The 16046-nt window shown below is 67.6% G+C and carries 15 protein-coding genes; 4 read left to right on the top strand and 11 right to left on the bottom strand.

Translation table 11 applies throughout. The features are described from left to right. Positions 1–1362: a Pup--protein ligase gene (pafA, locus tag ACZ4UU_RS23050; RefSeq protein ID WP_028801611.1), complete on the bottom strand. Its 1362-nt coding sequence runs from the start codon at positions 1360–1362 to the stop codon at positions 1–3. A gap of 9 nt (positions 1363–1371) precedes the next feature. After that, complete coding sequence (locus ACZ4UU_RS23045) at positions 1372–2631, bottom strand: MFS transporter (protein ID WP_471905271.1); 1260 nt, start codon at positions 2629–2631, stop codon at positions 1372–1374. Between the two features lie 56 nt (positions 2632–2687). Here ACZ4UU_RS23045 and ACZ4UU_RS23040 point away from each other — a divergent pair, with 56 nt between their 5' ends. Then, positions 2688–3746: a LacI family DNA-binding transcriptional regulator gene (locus tag ACZ4UU_RS23040; protein WP_471905270.1), complete on the top strand. Its 1059-nt coding sequence runs from the start codon at positions 2688–2690 to the stop codon at positions 3744–3746. Between the two features lie 74 nt (positions 3747–3820). On the opposite strand, the gene prcA is transcribed toward ACZ4UU_RS23040, so the two are convergent. From prcA to arc, 6 genes are all read right to left on the bottom strand, one after another. Continuing rightward, positions 3821–4591 carry a proteasome subunit alpha gene (prcA, locus tag ACZ4UU_RS23035; protein WP_234764748.1) on the bottom strand — a complete coding sequence of 257 codons (771 nt, stop codon included), beginning with the start codon at positions 4589–4591 and terminating at the stop codon, positions 3821–3823. A gap of 61 nt (positions 4592–4652) precedes the next feature. After that, on the bottom strand, positions 4653–5498 hold the full coding sequence (prcB, locus tag ACZ4UU_RS23030) for a proteasome subunit beta (protein WP_030053349.1): 846 nt from the start codon (positions 5496–5498) through the stop codon (positions 4653–4655). Next, entirely contained in the window at positions 5450–6043 is a 594-nt protein-coding gene (locus tag ACZ4UU_RS23025; protein ID WP_471905269.1) for an endonuclease VII domain-containing protein, read from the bottom strand. The genes prcB and ACZ4UU_RS23025 overlap by 49 nt, the downstream gene beginning before the upstream one ends. A 33-nt stretch (positions 6044–6076) precedes the next feature. Next, positions 6077–6295, bottom strand: a complete 219-nt coding sequence (locus tag ACZ4UU_RS23020) for a ubiquitin-like protein Pup (protein ID WP_471905268.1) — start codon at positions 6293–6295, stop codon at positions 6077–6079. A gap of 199 nt (positions 6296–6494) precedes the next feature. Beyond that, complete coding sequence (gene dop, locus ACZ4UU_RS23015; protein ID WP_471905267.1) at positions 6495–8006, bottom strand: depupylase/deamidase Dop; 1512 nt, start codon at positions 8004–8006, stop codon at positions 6495–6497. A 244-nt stretch (positions 8007–8250) separates the two neighbouring features. Continuing rightward, positions 8251–10017 (bottom strand): proteasome ATPase, encoded by a 1767-nt coding sequence (gene arc, locus ACZ4UU_RS23010; protein WP_234764746.1) that lies wholly within the window; start codon positions 10015–10017, stop codon positions 8251–8253. Between the two features lie 246 nt (positions 10018–10263). Between arc and ACZ4UU_RS23005 the strand changes: the two genes are divergently transcribed. After that, complete coding sequence (locus ACZ4UU_RS23005) at positions 10264–10569, top strand: ferredoxin (protein ID WP_383450044.1); 306 nt, start codon at positions 10264–10266, stop codon at positions 10567–10569. A 58-nt stretch (positions 10570–10627) separates the two neighbouring features. Here ACZ4UU_RS23005 and ACZ4UU_RS23000 read toward each other — a convergent pair whose 3' ends face one another. From ACZ4UU_RS23000 to ACZ4UU_RS22990, 3 genes are all read right to left on the bottom strand, one after another. Then, positions 10628–11203, bottom strand: coding sequence for a hypothetical protein (locus ACZ4UU_RS23000; RefSeq protein WP_471905266.1), 576 nt, complete (start codon positions 11201–11203; stop codon positions 10628–10630). A gap of 268 nt (positions 11204–11471) precedes the next feature. After that, entirely contained in the window at positions 11472–12374 is a 903-nt protein-coding gene (locus tag ACZ4UU_RS22995; RefSeq protein ID WP_471905265.1) for a tRNA (adenine-N1)-methyltransferase, read from the bottom strand. Positions 12375–12430: 56 nt separating this feature from the next. After that, positions 12431–14098, bottom strand: coding sequence for a site-2 protease family protein (locus ACZ4UU_RS22990; protein WP_471905264.1), 1668 nt, complete (start codon positions 14096–14098; stop codon positions 12431–12433). 174 nt (positions 14099–14272) lie between these two features. Here ACZ4UU_RS22990 and ACZ4UU_RS22985 point away from each other — a divergent pair, with 174 nt between their 5' ends. Next, positions 14273–15325, top strand: a complete 1053-nt coding sequence (locus tag ACZ4UU_RS22985) for a RecB family exonuclease (protein ID WP_471905263.1) — start codon at positions 14273–14275, stop codon at positions 15323–15325. Between the two features lie 14 nt (positions 15326–15339). Further along, positions 15340–16011: a response regulator gene (locus ACZ4UU_RS22980; RefSeq protein ID WP_085572980.1), complete on the top strand. Its 672-nt coding sequence runs from the start codon at positions 15340–15342 to the stop codon at positions 16009–16011. Positions 16012–16046 lie beyond the last annotated feature (35 nt).

Raw genomic sequence — 16046 nt, 5'->3', positions numbered from 1 at the left:
TCACATACCGGCGATGAGTTTCTCCACCCGGTCGTCCACCGAACGGAACGGGTCCTTGCACAAGACCGTGCGCTGCGCCTGGTCGTTGAGCTTGAGATGAACCCAGTCGACGGTGAAGTCCCGACGCTGTTCCTGAGCCCTGCGGATGAAATCACCGCGCAGCCGGGCCCGAGTCGTCTGCGGCGGAACAGACTTGCCCTCGAAGATCTTCAAGTCGTTGCAGATACGGGCGGCTTGCCCCTTCTTCTCCAGCAGGTAGTACAGACCCCGACGACGGTGGATGTCGTGGTACGCGAGGTCTATCTGCGCGACCCGCGGATGCGACATGGTCATGTTGTGCTTGGCCCGGTACCGCTCGATCAGCTTGTACTTCATGACCCAGTCGATCTCGGTACCGATCCGGTCGAGGTCCTCCGCCTCGATCGCGTCCAGCGTGCGGCCCCACAGCTCCAGGACCTGCTCGACCGTGCCCGTACGAATACCGCGGCGCTCACAGAAGTCCACGGCCTTCTCGTAGTACTCGCGCTGCACCTCCAGCGCCGACGCCTCCCGGCCGCTGGCCAGGCGCACCTTGCGCCGACCGGTGATGTCATGGCTGACCTCGCGGATCGCCCGGATCGGGTTCTCCAGGGTCAGATCCCGCATCACCGTGCCCGCCTCGATCATCCGCAGCACCAGATCGGTCGCACCGACCTTCAGCAGCATGGTCGTCTCGGACATGTTCGAGTCGCCCACGATCACATGCAGACGACGGTAACGCTCGGCATCCGCGTGCGGCTCGTCACGCGTGTTGATGATCGGCCGGGAACGCGTCGTCGCCGACGAGACGCCCTCCCAGATGTGCTCCGCCCGCTGACTGACGCAGTACACCGCGCCACGCGGCGTCTGGAGCACCTTCCCGGCACCGCACAGCAGCTGCCGGGTGACCAGGAACGGGATGAGGATGTCCGCGAGCCGGGAGAACTCGCCATGGCGTGCCACCAGATAGTTCTCATGGCATCCGTACGAGTTGCCCGCCGAGTCGGTGTTGTTCTTGAAGAGGTAGACGTCGCCCGCGATTCCCTCCTCGTGCAGGCGTCGTTCGGCGTCCACCAGGAGTCCTTCGAGAATGCGCTCGCCTGCTTTGTCGTGGGTGACCAGTTCGGTCACGTTGTCGCATTCCGGTGTCGCGTATTCCGGATGCGATCCCACGTCGAGATAGAGGCGGGCGCCGTTCCGCAGGAAGACATTGCTGCTACGGCCCCATGACACGACACGGCGGAAGAGGTACCGCGCCACCTCGTCAGGCGACAGGCGGCGCTGTCCCCTGAACGTGCACGTGACGCCGTACTCGTTCTCCAGCCCGAAAATGCGGCGGTCCATGACTGAACATTACGCCCGATCCCCCGAGCTGAAACGGGGTTCGACAGCACGGTTTGGATCATTTTCCGATGAAGCCGCAACCACCGCACCCCTGGCGGGAGCTGCGAGGACCCGCCCCGTGGCCAGCAGGACCAGCAACGACACCGCCCCCGCCGCGCCCGGCACGGCGAACCCCCACAGCGCCCCGCCCGCCTCGACGACCGGCCCCGCCAGGCCCGTTCCCACCGACGCGCCCACGGTGAACGTCGTCACCAGCCACGAGAACGCCTCCGTGACCGTCCCCCGCGGCGCATGCCGATCCACGAGCACGAACGCACAAGCGATACACGGCGCCAGGAACACCCCCGCCACCACCGCCAGCAACGTCATCGCCACCACACCCGGCATCAGCATCAACGGCAGATAACACACCGCCAGAAGCGCCACCAGCAACCGCAGTCGCCGCGCCGGCTCACCGGCCCACTGCCGCGCCCCGTACACCACACCACCGACCAGCGCACCCAGCCCCACGCCCGCCATCAGCCAGCCGTACACCACATCACCGCCGTTGTCGTCCGCGTACGACACCGCCGCCACCGCGATCGACCCCAGCGCCATCCCGATGAACAGGAACGCCGCCAGCAGCGCCAGCAGCCCCGACGAACGCAGCGCCCCCAGCCAGTGCGCCTCACGCGGCTCCGAACGCCACGCACGCGAAGGCGGCGACACCACCACCGACAGCGCACCCAGCACCCCGATCACATTCAGCACCAGCAGCGCAGCCTGCGCCGACCACAGCGACGCACACAGCGTCAGCAGCAACGGGCCGATCGTGAACATGACCTCCTGCGCCACCGCGTCCATCGCGTACGCCGTGTGCACCTGGCCCTCCTTGTGGAGAACCGACGACCACAACGCCCGGAGACCACCCTCCAACGGCGGCGTGAACAACCCCGAGGCCGCCACAGCCGCATACGCCAGCGGCAGCGACCCCGTACCCACGAAAGCGAACCCGGCCATCGCCACAGCCGAAGCCACCGCCGCCGGCAACTGCACCCGCGGCTGCCCGTACAGATCCACCAGCCGCCCCAGCACCGGCTGACCCACCGCGTTGGCGACCCCGTACACCGCCGCCAGACCCCCGGCCAGACTGTACGAACCCCCCTCCGCACGCACGAACAGCACGATCGCCAGCGCCGCCACCGCGTTCGGCAGCCGACCTATGAGCGTGCCCGCGAGCAGCCGGGTGGCATGCCTCGCCCTGAGGACCTCCAGGTATGCGCCCGTCATCAGCCGCGCCGCCCTCCGCAGAAGTTTTACGTATAACGTCCTCCGTCATACGTACCATGTGCGCTGTTCACGAGTCCAGACGAAGGAGCAGGCGGACGGTGGCACCCGGCAGCACTCGCCCCACCAGCCGAGACGTGGCCCAAGCAGCAGGCGTCTCCCAGGCCGCGGTATCCCTCGTACTCGGCGACAAATGGCGCGGACGCGTCTCCGAAACCACCGCCGAACGCGTCCGCCAAGCCGCCCGCGAACTCGGCTACCGCCCCAACCTCGCCGCCCGCAACCTACGCCTCGGCCACACACGCACCGTCCTGCTCGTCGTCCCCGCCCTCACCACCGAATTCTTCGCCGGCGTCTACACCGGCGCCGCCCGCATCGCCGCACAACACGGCTTCGGCGTCGTCCTCTACCCCTCCCCCGAAGGCATCGGCCCCGCCCGCGACCCCTTCGCCTCCGCCCAAGCAGCCCTCGACGGCGTCATCGCCTCCTCCATGGCCGCCGACGCCCTCACCGCCATCCGCGGCGACCAACTCCCCCTCGTCATGCTCGACAGCGACCCCGCGGGCAGCCACGGCGCCACCACCGTCAACCTCGACATCACCGACGGCATCCGCCAGGTCACCGACCACCTACTGACCCTCGGCCACCGCCGCTTCCTCCACCTCGCCGCCGACATCGCCTCCTGGACCTTCGAAGCACGCGCCCACGAACTCGCCACACGACTAGCAGAAACCCCCGGCACCTCCCTGATCACCGCCCCCGCACCCATCTCCATCGACGACGCCCGCACCGCCGCCGAAACCGCACTCTCCGCACCGGGCCCCCGCCCCACCGCCGTCATCTGCGACGACGACAAACTCGCCGCCGGCGCCTACAAGGCCGCCCGCCGCCTCGGCCTGCGCATCCCCGACGACCTCTCCGTCACCGGCCTCGACGACCTCGCCCTCGCCACCGCCATCGACCCCGAACTCACCACCGTCCGACTCGACGCCGAACTCTTCGGAGAACGCGGCATGCAAGCCCTCCTGGCGGTCCTGGAAGGCCGCGAACCCGAGGAGGGCGACATTCCCGTCGAGCTCGTCGTCCGAGGCTCCACAGCGCCGCCCAGCGGGGCTTAGGGCCACGCGGAAACGCCTGTGCCCCGGCCGAGCGACTCGGCCAGGGCACAGGCGTAGACGAGACGGACTGGGGACTACTCCTCGGAGCTGCCGGACTCCTCGGAGTCCTCCCCGTTCTCCGCACTCTCGGCCTCAGTGGACGCACCATTGGCCTCCAGCAACCGCGCCAGCTGACGACCGACAATCCGCTTGAACTTCCGCGACTGCGGACGCGTACGGTCCAACACCGCGACCTCGAGCCGCTCCGCGGGAATCTCCCGCTGCGTACCGTTCGACTCACGCGACAGAGCCTGCACAGCCAGCTTCAGGGCCTCGGCCAGACTCATCCCGTCCTGATGCCGCTGATCAAGGAAATTACTGATCAACTCGGCATTACCACCGACCGCCACCGAACCGTGCTCATCCACGATCGAACCGTCATGCGGCAACCGATAGATCTGGTCACCCTCAGGCGTCTCACCCACCTCCGCGACAACCAGCTCCACCTCATACGGCTTCTCCGCCGCCGAAGAGAAGATCGTGCCCAGCGTCTGCGCATACACGTTCGCCAGACCACGAGCCGTCACATCATCACGGTCATAGGTGTAACCACGAAGATCGGCATACCGCACCCCACCGATCCGCAGATTCTCGTACTCGTTGTACTTACCGGCGGCCGCGAAACCGATCCGGTCATAGATCTCACTGAACTTGTGCAACGCACGGGACGGGTTCTCACCGACGAACACGATGCCATCGGCATACTGCAGCACAACCAGGCTGCGACCACGCGCGATGCCCTTACGGGCGTACTCCGCCCGGTCGGCCATGGCCTGCTGGGGGGAGACATAGAACGGCGTCGACACCGGTTATCCGTCCCTTTCTGTCGAAGTCACAGGATCACCTAGAAAAGACCGAACCCCGCCGCTACAGCAGCGCGGCCCGCGGGCCGTCAGGCTGCTCCAGACGCCGCTCCAGAATGGAACGAGCGATCTCAGAGGACTCCTCATCACCGAGCCGGCGGAAACCATCGTCAGTGATCACCGTGACGATCGGATAGATCCGGCGGGCGACATCGGGACCACCGGTCGCCGAGTCGTCGTCAGCCGCGTCATACAGGGCCTGCACCACAAGCGTCGTGGCCTCGGCCTCGGTGAGGTCAGCACGGAACAGCTTCTTCATCGCACCACGCGCGAAGATCGAACCGGAGCCAGTGGCGGCATACCCCTGCTCCTCGGAACGACCACCGGTCACGTCGTAGGAGAAGATCCGCCCCTTCTCCCGATCGACGTCATACCCCGCGAACAGCGGAACGACGGCCAACCCCTGCATCGCCATCCCCAGATTCGACCGGATCATGGTCGACAACCGGTTCGCCTTACCTTCGAGGGACAGCTGCGCACCCTCTACCTTCTCGAAGTGCTCCAGCTCCAACTGGAACAGCTTCACCATCTCGACCGCCAGACCGGCCGTACCCGCGATACCCACCGCCGAGTACTCGTCCGCCGGGAACACCTTCTCGATGTCCCGCTGCGCGATGACGTTACCCATAGTGGCCCGCCGGTCACCGGCGAGGACGACACCCCCAGGGAACGTCACCGCCACGATCGTCGTGCCGTGCGGCGCCTCGATCACACCCTGCGTCGGCGGGAGTTGACGGTTACCGGGCAGCATCTCCGGCTGGTGCTCCGAGAGAAAGTCCATGAACGAGGACGACCCAGGCGTCAGGAAGGCAGCTGGTAGACGCCCGGTGCTACGAGTGTTGGCTTCCACGCGATTCCTTCCAAGTAAGCGGCGGCCCGGCGGACGGCGTCGGGATCGTCTCCCAACTTGCCGATGGCCGAATTGCAGTTGAAGCACAGTACGCCACGGACCCTACCCGTCTTGTGGCAGTGATCCACATGTACGGCCGGAGCCTTCAGACAGATCACACAGAGCCCCATCTGAGAGGCGACCATCTCGTCGCGTTCGGCTTCGGTGAGGCCGTAGTGGCGCTGCAAGTGACGCGCGCGACTTTTGGCCGCCCGACAGGCTTTACAACTAGTCGAGAGGCCATCGCTGGCTGTTGCGTTGCGATGCCACTCACTGTGCGGCTTGATCTCACCGCAGCTACGACAAAACTTGTGACCCTCGGGTGTCTCCACGCGAGGCCGTACGTTCTTTCCCTTGGCCAGCTGACGAGCCTGGTGATACCCCGCCCAGCACTCTCGACAGTAGGCCTGCAACCCGTCACGAGCCGCCCTGTTACTGGCGAAGGCTGCCCGCGGCTTGGACTCCTTGCACCGCGAGCAACGCTTCACTCCCTCTTCGCTTGCCACCTCGAAGGGCCCCCGACACCTTAGATTCGAAGGTTACTCGCCGCCCTTCTGAACGAAACTACGGACGAAGTCCTCTGCATTCTCCTCGAGGACATCGTCAATCTCGTCCAGAACCGAGTCGACGTCGTCGCTCAGCTTCTCCTGTCGCTCCTTGAGGTCCTCAGAAGCCTGCGCCTCAGTCGCCTGCTCCTCGACCTCCTCGGTAGAGCGCGTGGCCTTCTGCTGTCCGCCGCCGGTGTCCTTGGTTGCCATATCCCTCACCCCGCTCAGTTCGCCCGACATGGTCGGCAGGTCGGCTTTCCTGCCGATCGGTGATGATCAGACCCTACAAGCCGGGTCTGACATCGGCCCCGCAGTTTCTCCAACGTACGGGGGCCATCTCGATGATTCCCGGACGCCGGGTTTTCCACCCTGTTCGGCCGACGTCCGGTCGGTGTCGTTCGTGTATCCCTCAGTTGCCTGACAGGACCCTGACCAGGTCTTCTGCCGTGCGACAGCGGTCCAGGAGCTCCTTGACGTGATTTCGCGTTCCGCGAAGGGGTTCGAGGGTTGGAACGCGTTGGAGGGAGTCGCGGCCGGGGAGGTCGAAGATGACCGAGTCCCAGGAGGCGGCGGCGACGTCGTCGGCGTACTGCTCGAGGCAGCGGCCGCGGAAGTAGGCGCGGGTGTCCTCCGGGGGCGTGGTCTTGGCTCGCTCGACGGCTTCGTCGGCCATGAGGCGCTTCATGCGGCCTCGGGCGGCGAGGCGGTTGTAGAGGCCCTTTTCGGGGCGTACGTCGGCGTACTGGAGGTCGAGGAGGTGGAGCTTGGCGGCGTCCCAGTCGAGGTCGTCGCGGCGTCGGTAGCCTTCCATGAGTTCGCGTTTGGCGACCCAGTCGAGTTCGCCGGCGAGGCTCATGGGGTCTCGTTCGAGGCGGTTGAGGGTGTCTTCCCAGCGGGTGAGGACGTCCTTGGTCTGTTCGTCGGCGTCGGCGCCGAAGCGCTCCTCCACGTATTTGCGGGACAGCTCGTAGTACTCCATTTGGAGCTGGACGGCGGTGAGTGTGCGGCCGCTGCGGAGTGTGATGAGCCGTTGGAGTGATGGGTCGTGGGAGACCTGGTGGAGGGTGCGGACGGGCTGGTCGACGGCGAGGTCGACGGCGATGAAGCCGTCTTCGATCATGGAGAGGACGAGGGCTGTCGTGCCTAGCTTGAGGTAGGTCGAGATCTCCGACAGGTTCGCGTCGCCGATGATCACGTGGAGGCGGCGGTATTTCTCCGCGTCGGCGTGTGGTTCGTCTCGGGTGTTGATGATCGGGCGCTTGAGGGTGGTTTCCAGGCCTACCTCGACTTCGAAGTAGTCGGCGCGCTGGCTGAGCTGGAAGCCGTGTTCGTGGCCGTCCTGGCCGATGCCGACGCGGCCTGCTCCGGTGACGACCTGGCGGGAGACGAAGAAGGGGGTGAGGTGGCGCACGATGTCTGAGAAGGGGGTTTCCCGCTTCATGAGGTAGTTCTCGTGCGTGCCGTAGGAGGCGCCCTTGTTGTCGGTGTTGTTCTTGTAGAGGTGGATCGGCTGGGCGCCGGGGAGCTGTGCGGCTCGTTCGGCGGCTTCGGCCATGATGCGCTCGCCGGCTTTGTCCCACAGGACGGCGTCGCGGGGGTTGGTGACTTCGGGTGCGCTGTATTCGGGGTGTGCGTGGTCGACGTAGAGGCGCGCGCCGTTGGTGAGGATGACGTTGGCGAGGCCGATGTCCTCGTCGGTGAGCTGGCTGGAGTCGGCGGCCTCGCGGGCGAGGTCGAAGCCTCGCGCGTCGCGCAGGGGGTTCTCCTCCTCGAAGTCCCAGCGGGCTCGTCGGGCCCGGTGCATCGCCGCTGCGTAGGCGTTGACGATCTGGGATGAGGTGAGCATGGCATTGGCGTTGGGGTGGCCGGGGACGGAGATCCCGTACTCCGTCTCGATGCCCATTACTCGCCGTACGGTCATGCGGCCCTCCTTGCCCGGCGGCGCCCTCGGTCGGGGGTGCCGCTCAAGTACCGCTGGCGCTCCGGTGCGTGTGCGGTGCCCGTCCCCGCACTGCGCGACTCGGCGGTATGGAAGAGCCTAGAACGCCTTTGCGCTGGTGGGGAGATCATTTGCGTCATTGCGTTGCTCGCGTTGGTGGCGGCTGTGGCCGGAAAAACAGTGGGCTGCGGGTACCCGGTGGGGGCACCCGCAGCCGCCCTGTCTTTTACAGGTACTGTCCGGTGTTTGCCACCGTGTCGATGGAGCGTCCGGTGTCTGCGCCCTGCTTTCCGGTGATGAGGGTGCGGATGTAGACGATCCGTTCGCCCTTCTTTCCGGAGATGCGTGCCCAGTCGTCGGGGTTGGTGGTGTTGGGCAGGTCCTCGTTCTCCTTGAACTCGTCCACGCAGGCCTGGAGGAGGTGGGAGACGCGGAGGCCCTTCTGGTTGTGTTCGAGGAAGTCCTTGATCGCCATCTTCTTGGCGCGGCCGACGATGTTTTCGATCATGGCGCCGGAGTTGAAGTCCTTGAAGTAGAGGACTTCCTTGTCGCCGTTGGCGTAGGTGACTTCCAGGAAGCGGTTTTCCTCGGATTCGGCGTACATCTGCTCGACGGCGGTCTGGATCATGCTCTGGACCGTGGTCGCCTTGCTGCCTCCGTGTTCTCCGAGGTCTTCGGAGTGCAGGGGGAGGCGTTCTGTGAGGTACTTGCCGAAGATGTCCTTGGCGGCTTCGGCGTCCGGACGTTCGATTTTGATCTTCACGTCCAGGCGGCCGGGGCGCAGGATGGCGGGGTCGATCATGTCCTCGCGGTTGGAGGCGCCGATGACGACCACGTTCTGCAGGCCTTCGACGCCGTCGATCTCGGCGAGGAGCTGCGGGACGATGGTGTTCTCCACGTCCGAGCTGACACCGGAGCCGCGGGTGCGGAACAGGGACTCCATCTCGTCGAAGAAGACGATGACGGGAGTACCCTCGCTGGCCTTCTCACGTGCGCGCTGGAAGACGAGGCGGATCTGCCGCTCGGTCTCACCGACGTACTTGTTGAGGAGCTCGGGGCCCTTGATGTTGAGGAAGAAGCTCTTGCCCTGGGCCTGGCCGGTGACTTCGGCGACCTTTTTGGCCAGCGAGTTGGCGACGGCCTTGGCGATGAGTGTCTTGCCGCATCCGGGGGGTCCGTAGAGCAGGACGCCCTTGGGTGGGCGCAGTTCGTGCTCCTTGAACAGGTCGGGGTAGAGGTACGGCAGCTCGACGGCGTCGCGGATCATTTCGATCTGGCCGCCGAGGCCGCCGATCTGCTCGTATCCGATGTCGGGGACTTCTTCGAGGACGAGTTCCTCGACCTCGCTCTTGGGGACGATCTCGTAGACGTAGCCGGAGCGGGGTTCGAGCAGGAGGGCGTCGCCGGGGCGGATGGTGACGTCCAGCAGCGGCTCGGCGAGCCGTACCACCCGTTCCTCGTCGGTGTGCCCGAGCACCAGGGCGCGCTCGCCGTCCTCGAGGATTTCCTTGAGGGTGACGATGTCCCCGACGCGTTCGAATTCCATGGCTTCGACCACGTTGAGTGCTTCGTTGAGCATCAGTTCCTGGCCGCGCCTGAGGTCGTCGAGTTCGACGCTCGGGCTGACGTTCACGCGGAGTTTGCGGCCTCCGGTGAAGATGTCGGCGGTGCCGTCCTCGTTGGCCTGCAGGAAGACACCGAAGCCGGCCGGTGGCTGTGCGAGCCGGTCGACTTCTTCCTTGAGGGCCACGATCTGGTCGCGGGCCTCACGGAGCGTGTTGGCGAGTCGCTCGTTCTGTGCGGACACGCCGGCCAGGTTGGTCTGCAACTCGACGATCCGCTCTTCGAGAATCCTCGTGTGCCGCGGAGAGTCGGCGAGCTTGCGTCGCAGGACGGCGATCTCCTGCTCAAGGTAGGCGATCTGCCCGGCGGGGTCGTCGGACCCTCGTCCCGGGCGGATGCCGCGGTTCATGTCGTCGTCGTGGGCTGCCACGGTCCTCACCTCCTCCAAGGGGAGCTGGACGCTTCCAGACCCTACCTGGGTGGGTGTCGATTGAAACCCCTAGATCACAAAGACTGTCGGGGTGTGTCCGATCTTCACCCTTGCGCTCTCCCTCACGCCAGGGGAATACCCACCGAACATGATTGGAAAGCGGCCGCGGGTAGGCTCGAAGCGTTCAACACCCGTCGGAGCTGGCCGGATTCCCGTTCGGCTCGACGTAAGCGGATGGCAGGAGAGATGAGCGTGGAGCAGGCGGCCGGGGTCGATGGCGTGGCGCTGGAGGTCTGGATCGACCAGGCTCTGTGTACCGGTGACGGTATCTGCGCCCAGTACGCGCCTGAGGTGTTCGAGCTGGACATCGATGGTCTGGCTTATGTGAAGGGCGCGGACGACGAGCTGTTGCAGGTGGAGGGGGCGACAACGCCCGTACCGTTGCCGCTTCTCACGGATGTGGTGGATTCGGCGAAGGAGTGTCCGGGCGAGTGCATCCATGTACGTCGCGTTTCGGACAAGGTCGAGGTGTTCGGTCCGGACGCGGAGTGACCTTGCGTGTGCGGGGTGTTACGACTGTCTGATTTCTCACACGTGTTGGTGGCGTGGGTCAGACGCTGTGGGCTCCGGCGGGTGTCGAGCGGACGAACGTGCCGTTCTTCCACTGCCATTTCGCGCTGTTCTTCACGTCGGGGCAGCAGCGGGGTACGTCGTCGGAGGAGTAGCTGAGCAGGTCGGCGATGACGGCTCCGTCGCGGACGGTGATGTCGCTGACGGTGTTGCTGTCCTTGGGGTCGATGAGGGTGGCGACGATGCGGGGTGTGGCGGTCTCGGTGGCTCGGGTGAGGACGTAGAGGCCGTCGGGTGGGGTGCCCATGGGGGCGTCGCAGTGCGCGACGGCCACGGTTTCGGGGTTGCCGTCGCCGTCGAGGTCTCCGGTGGCTTTCTTGACCACGATCGCTTTCACGGGCCCGCATTCGAGCGGGAGGTCGTCGCCGGTGGGGTCGGGGGGTGCGAGGGCGGCGTGTTCGGTCTGCGGGCCGGCGGCGCTCTGGGCGGCTGTGGCCGAGTTGGGTTGGAGGACCGAGGACAGGGCCACGACGCCGGCGACCGCTGTGGCGGTGGCGAGCCAGTGGATGGGGCGGGTGTGGGTGTGTGCCAGTTCCGGGACGGCGGGTTGCTGCACTAGGAGCGTCTCCTGTGAGGGCTGTGCCGGTGGGGGTGGCCAGCATGGTGCCACACGTCACAGTGCGGGGGAACGGCGGGGTGTGGAATTCGGGTGCCGGTGTGCGGTGGTCGGGGGTGCGCCGGGGGCGTGCGGGGTGTTGTGCGACGTTCTGATTTGCGGGTTGTCGGCGCTGGGGGTCAACAGAAAGGCGCTGTGGTCGAGTTCCCGGTGGTGTTCCGGGAACTCGACCACAGCGCTTGTGCGTTGTTCGCGGTGCGGGGCTGTGTCAGCGGCCGGAGCCGCCGTCGGCGTTGGGGCCTTCGTAGTCCTCGCCGTAGGCGCCCTTGGCGGGGCGTCGGCGGCGCATGGGCGGTTCGACTCCGTCGGCGAGGCGGCGGGCGGTGAGCAGGAAGCCGGTGTGGCCGATCATGCGGTGGTCGGGGCGGACGGCGAGGCCTTCGATGTGCCAGTTGCGGATCATCGTCTCCCAGGCGGTCGGCTCGTTGAAGGAGCCGATCTCGCGGATGGACTCGACGGTCCGGGCGAGCTGGGTGGTGGTGGCGACGTAGCAGCAGACGATGCCGCCGGGGACGAGCGCCTTGGAGACGGCTTCGAGGCATTCCCAGGGGGCGAGCATGTCGAGGATGACGCGGTCGACGTCGGTGTCGCTCAGGTTGTCCTGGAGGTCGCCGACGGTGAGCTGCCAGGCGGGGTGGGGGCCGCCGAAGTAGCGCTCGACGTTCTGCTTGGCGATGTCGGCGAAGTCCTCGCGGCGCTCGTAGGAGTGCAGCATGCCCTGGTCGCCGATGGCGCGCAGCAGGAAGCTGCTGAGCGAGCCGGAGCCGACGCCGGCCTCGACGACGCGTGCGCCGGGGAAGATGTCGGCGAAGGCGAGGATCTGCCCCGCGTCCTTCGGGTAGACGACGGCTGCCCCTCGGGGCATGGACAGGACGTAGTCGGGGAGCAGGGGGCGCAGCGCGAGGTAGGCGACGTTACCGGTGGTGCGGACAACGCTGCCCTCGGGTGCGCCGATCAGTTCGTCGTGCGGGAAGGAACCCTTGTGGGTGTGGAAGTTCTTTCCGGCTTCGAGCGTGAACGTGTAGTGGCGGCCCTTGGGGTCGGTCAGCTGAACCTGGTCCCCGACCTTGAAGGGCCCGCGCCTGCGGGCGGCACCGGTCGGTTCGGACATGTGAACAGCCTACCGGTTCCCGGCGGGGGGCTTGGCCACTGAGGGTGTGGGTGCGCTCAGGCCGGCCTTGCCATGGCCTTGACGAAGGCGCGCTCGACGTCGGCGGCGGACAGGACGCCGTAGATCTCGCCGGATTCCTCGACGACCAGGTACTCGGTGGCGGGGGCGGCTCTGAGGGCGTCCAGGAGGTCTTCTCCGGCGAGTTCGGCGGAGACGCGCATGCCGTCGGTGAGGTCCTGGGCGAGGCTGCTGACGGGGACCCAGGGGCGGCGGTGTTCGGGTACGCCGACGATGGCGGCCTCGCGGACGAGGGAGAGGGGGTTGCCGTCGGCGTCGACGACGACGAGGGCGCGGGCTCCGGCGGCGTTTGCGCGGCGCAGGGCTTCGGAGAGGGGGGTGTCGGTCTCGACGGGGACGGCGCGGCGGGTGAGGGTGCGGGCGCGCAGTTCGGGGAGGTGTTCCCGCAGGCGGGCCATGCGCAGGCTGTTGCCGGCGCCGGTCCAGATGATCGCGGCGAGGATGGCGGCGAGCAGGGCGTCCATGACGGTGTCCATGCCGACGTTGTCGACGGCGTCGGAGCCGAGGGCGCCGGACTGGGTGAGCCAGGGCAGGCCGATGAGGACGGAGACGGCGAGGGCGCGGCCGACCCAGGCGGCGGCGATGGTGCCGGTCATGGGTTTGCCGGTGATCTTCCAGACGATGGCGCGGAGCATGCGGCCGCCGTCGAGGGGGAGTCCGGGGAGCAGGTTGAAGGCGGCGACGATGAGGTTGGAGATCATCAGGCCGGCCAGGAGGACGCCGGGGACGGTGCCGGGTTCGACGGGCTGCAGGGCGGCGTAGAAGACGCCGGCGAGGACGAGGGAGAGGAGTGGTCCGACGAAGGCGAGGACGAATTCGCGGCCGGGTGTCTCGGCTTCCTTCTCGATTTCGGAGACTCCGCCGAAGAACTGGAGCTGGATGCGGCGCACGGGGAGCTTGAAGCGGAGTGCGGCGACGGTGTGCGCGAGTTCGTGGACGAGGACGGAGGCGTAGAAGGCGACGGCGAAGAAGAGGGAGACGAGGTAGCGGGCGGCGCCGAGTTCGGGCAGGACGCGGTCGAGTTGTCCGCCGAACACCCAGGTGATGAGGGCGGCGACCAGGAACCAGCTGGGGGCGACGTATACGGGGACGCCGAAGGGGCGTCCCATGAGGAGGCCGCCTCGGGGTTCCTGGGGGCGCTGGGGCGGCTGGTTCTTCGTGGTGCCGGAGCGGGCGAGGGTGCGGTCGTGGGTGTCGGGGTCGGGGGTGTGGTGGGGGTAGGGCGTGGTGGGGGGCTGCTGGGTCAGGGGGTCGGAGGGCGCCGGTGTGGTGGGGTCGGGAGGGGTGTCGTCGGGGCCCGGCGGGGCCGGGGTGTCGCTGACCGGGGTGCCTTGTGTCCGCTGGGGGGGTTCACCGTCGGTGGTGGTGTTGTCGCCGTCCTGGTCCCGCGGGGGCTCGTCCTGGGGGTGTTCCTCGGCGGGGGGCGGCGGCTGGGTGGCTTCGTGCTCGGTGTCGTCCCGGTCGGTGTCGTCCCGGTCGGTGTCCGAGGGCCGGGTGTCCGGGGACTGTTCGGCGGTCGGGGTCGGGTCGGGGCGTGCGGGGTCGGTGGCCGGGGCCGTACGGTCTGTTCGGCGCTCGGTCGATCGGCGCTCGGTCGACTCGTCGGTGCCGGACCGCGGCTGCCCGCTCCCGCCGCTCTCGTCCACGGTGTCCCCTCGTTCAAAGCGTCGTCCGCGCCTGCCGGGCGGATGGGTCTGGGTCGATGGTATGCGGCCGTCGCGGCGTGTTTCTCCCCGGCACCCCTCTCTGTTTCCCCGGCTGTCCCGGCTGTAACGGCCGGGCTGGGTCACTGTCAGTGGCGGGCCGTAAGGTCTGTGGGCATGGAGACGAGCACGGAGGGTGCCGCGGCGGACTGCGGCGGTGATGGCGCGCCGGCCACGGGGCCGGTTGGGGACGGGTACCCGGCGGGGGCGGACAGTACGGCGGTGGCTGCGGTCGGGCCCGGTGTGCCTGCGGCGGGTGCGGGCGCGGCGGGTGATGCGGCCGTCGCCGTCCGTGTCATACCGCCCACGTCGCTGTCTCCCTCGCGTGCGAGTGACTTCATGCAGTGTCCGCTGCTGTACCGGTTCCGGGTGATCGACCGGCTGCCGGAGAAGCCGAGTGCGGCGGCGACGAAGGGCACGTTGGTGCATGCGGTGCTGGAGCGGCTCTTCGACGCCCCGGCGGCCGAGCGGACGGCGCCGCGCGCGAAGTCGCTGATCCCGGGGCAGTGGGACCGGCTGCGGGAGAGCAGGCCGGAGGTCGTGGAGCTGTTCGCGGACGATCCGGAGGGTGAGCGGCTGGCGGCGTGGCTGGGGGAGGCGGAGCGGCTTGTGGAGCGGTGGTTCGGGCTGGAGGATCCGACCCGGCTGGAGCCCGCCGAGCGTGAGTTGTTCGTCGAGGCCGAGCTGGATTCGGGGCTGCGGTTGCGCGGCATCATCGACCGGGTCGACGTGGCGCCAACGGGTGAGGTGCGGATCGTCGACTACAAGACCGGCAAGGCGCCCCGGCCCGAGTACTCCGAGGGCGCGCTGTTCCAGATGAAGTTCTACGCGCTCGTCGTGTGGCGGCTGAAGCGGGTGGTCCCGCGTCGGCTCCAGCTCGTCTATCTCGGCAGTGGTGACGTGTTGACGTACGACCCGGTCCTCGCCGATCTGGAGCGGGTCGAGCGCAAGCTGCTGGCGCTGTGGGAGGCGATCCGGGAGGCGACGGAGACGGGGGTGTGGCGGCCCCGGCCGACGAAGCTGTGCGGCTGGTGCGATCACCAGGCGCACTGCCCGGAATTCGGCGGCACTCCCCCGCCTTATCCGTTGCCGGTGAGAGCGGCCGGCCCGTTGCCGGTCAGGGCGGGCGAGTCTGAGGGTGGCCCGCAGGGCAGAATGGGGCCGGACTAGCGAAGGAGACTTACGTGGCCATCCGCGTCCTACTGGTCGACGACCAGCCGCTGCTGCGTACCGGCTTCCGGATGATTCTGGAGGCGGAGCAGGACATCGCGGTCGTGGGCGAGGCCGGCGACGGCCTTCAGGCTCTCGACCAGGTGCGGGCCCTGCAGCCCGACGTGGTTCTGATGGACATCCGTATGCCTCGGATGGACGGGGTCGAGGCGACCCGGCAGATCACCGGGCCCGAGCGGGACGGCCCGGCGAAGGTGCTGGTGCTGACGACTTTCGATCTCGACGAATATGTGGTGGAGGCGTTGAAGGCGGGGGCCAGCGGTTTTCTGTTGAAGGACGCCCCGGCGAACGAGCTGGTGCAGGCGATCCGTGTGGTCGCGGCCGGCGAGGCGATGCTCGCGCCGAGCATCACGCGTCGGCTGCTGGACAAGTACGCGACGCATCTGCCGTCGGGTGACGAGCCGGTCCCGGACACGCTGCACACGCTCACCGACCGTGAGGTGGAGGTGCTGAAGCTGGTGGCGCGGGGTCTGTCGAACGCGGAGATCGCCGCGGATCTGTTCGTCAGTGAGACCACGGTGAAGACGCATGTGGGGCATGTGCTCACCAAGCTGGGGTTGCGGGACCGGGTGCAGGCCGCCGTGTACGCGTACGAGAGCGGGCTGGTGCGTCCCGGCGCCCAGTAGGAGCATGCCTTGACGTACGCGGAGGGCGCCCCTGG

Source organism: Streptomyces sp. NPDC028907 (assembly GCF_055564995.1).
Note: the sequence above shows the minus strand (reverse complement) of the source record. Positions and strands in the feature narration are given on the sequence as shown.

What these genes read in the sequence shown, in the direction of transcription:
- pafA (WP_028801611.1), bottom strand. Translation starts at nt 1,362, where the DNA reads ATGGACCGCCGCATTTTCGGGCTGGAGAACGAGTACGGCGTCACGTGC.
- ACZ4UU_RS23045 (WP_471905271.1), bottom strand. Translation starts at nt 2,631, where the DNA reads ATGACGGGCGCATACCTGGAGGTCCTCAGGGCGAGGCATGCCACCCGG.
- ACZ4UU_RS23040 (WP_471905270.1), top strand. Translation starts at nt 2,688, where the DNA reads ATGTGCGCTGTTCACGAGTCCAGACGAAGGAGCAGGCGGACGGTGGCA.
- ACZ4UU_RS23020 (WP_471905268.1), bottom strand. Translation starts at nt 6,295, where the DNA reads ATGGCAACCAAGGACACCGGCGGCGGACAGCAGAAGGCCACGCGCTCT.
- dop (WP_471905267.1), bottom strand. Translation starts at nt 8,006, where the DNA reads ATGACCGTACGGCGAGTAATGGGCATCGAGACGGAGTACGGGATCTCC.
- ACZ4UU_RS23005 (WP_383450044.1), top strand. Translation starts at nt 10,264, where the DNA reads ATGAGCGTGGAGCAGGCGGCCGGGGTCGATGGCGTGGCGCTGGAGGTC.
- ACZ4UU_RS22995 (WP_471905265.1), bottom strand. Translation starts at nt 12,374, where the DNA reads ATGTCCGAACCGACCGGTGCCGCCCGCAGGCGCGGGCCCTTCAAGGTC.
- ACZ4UU_RS22985 (WP_471905263.1), top strand. Translation starts at nt 14,273, where the DNA reads ATGGAGACGAGCACGGAGGGTGCCGCGGCGGACTGCGGCGGTGATGGC.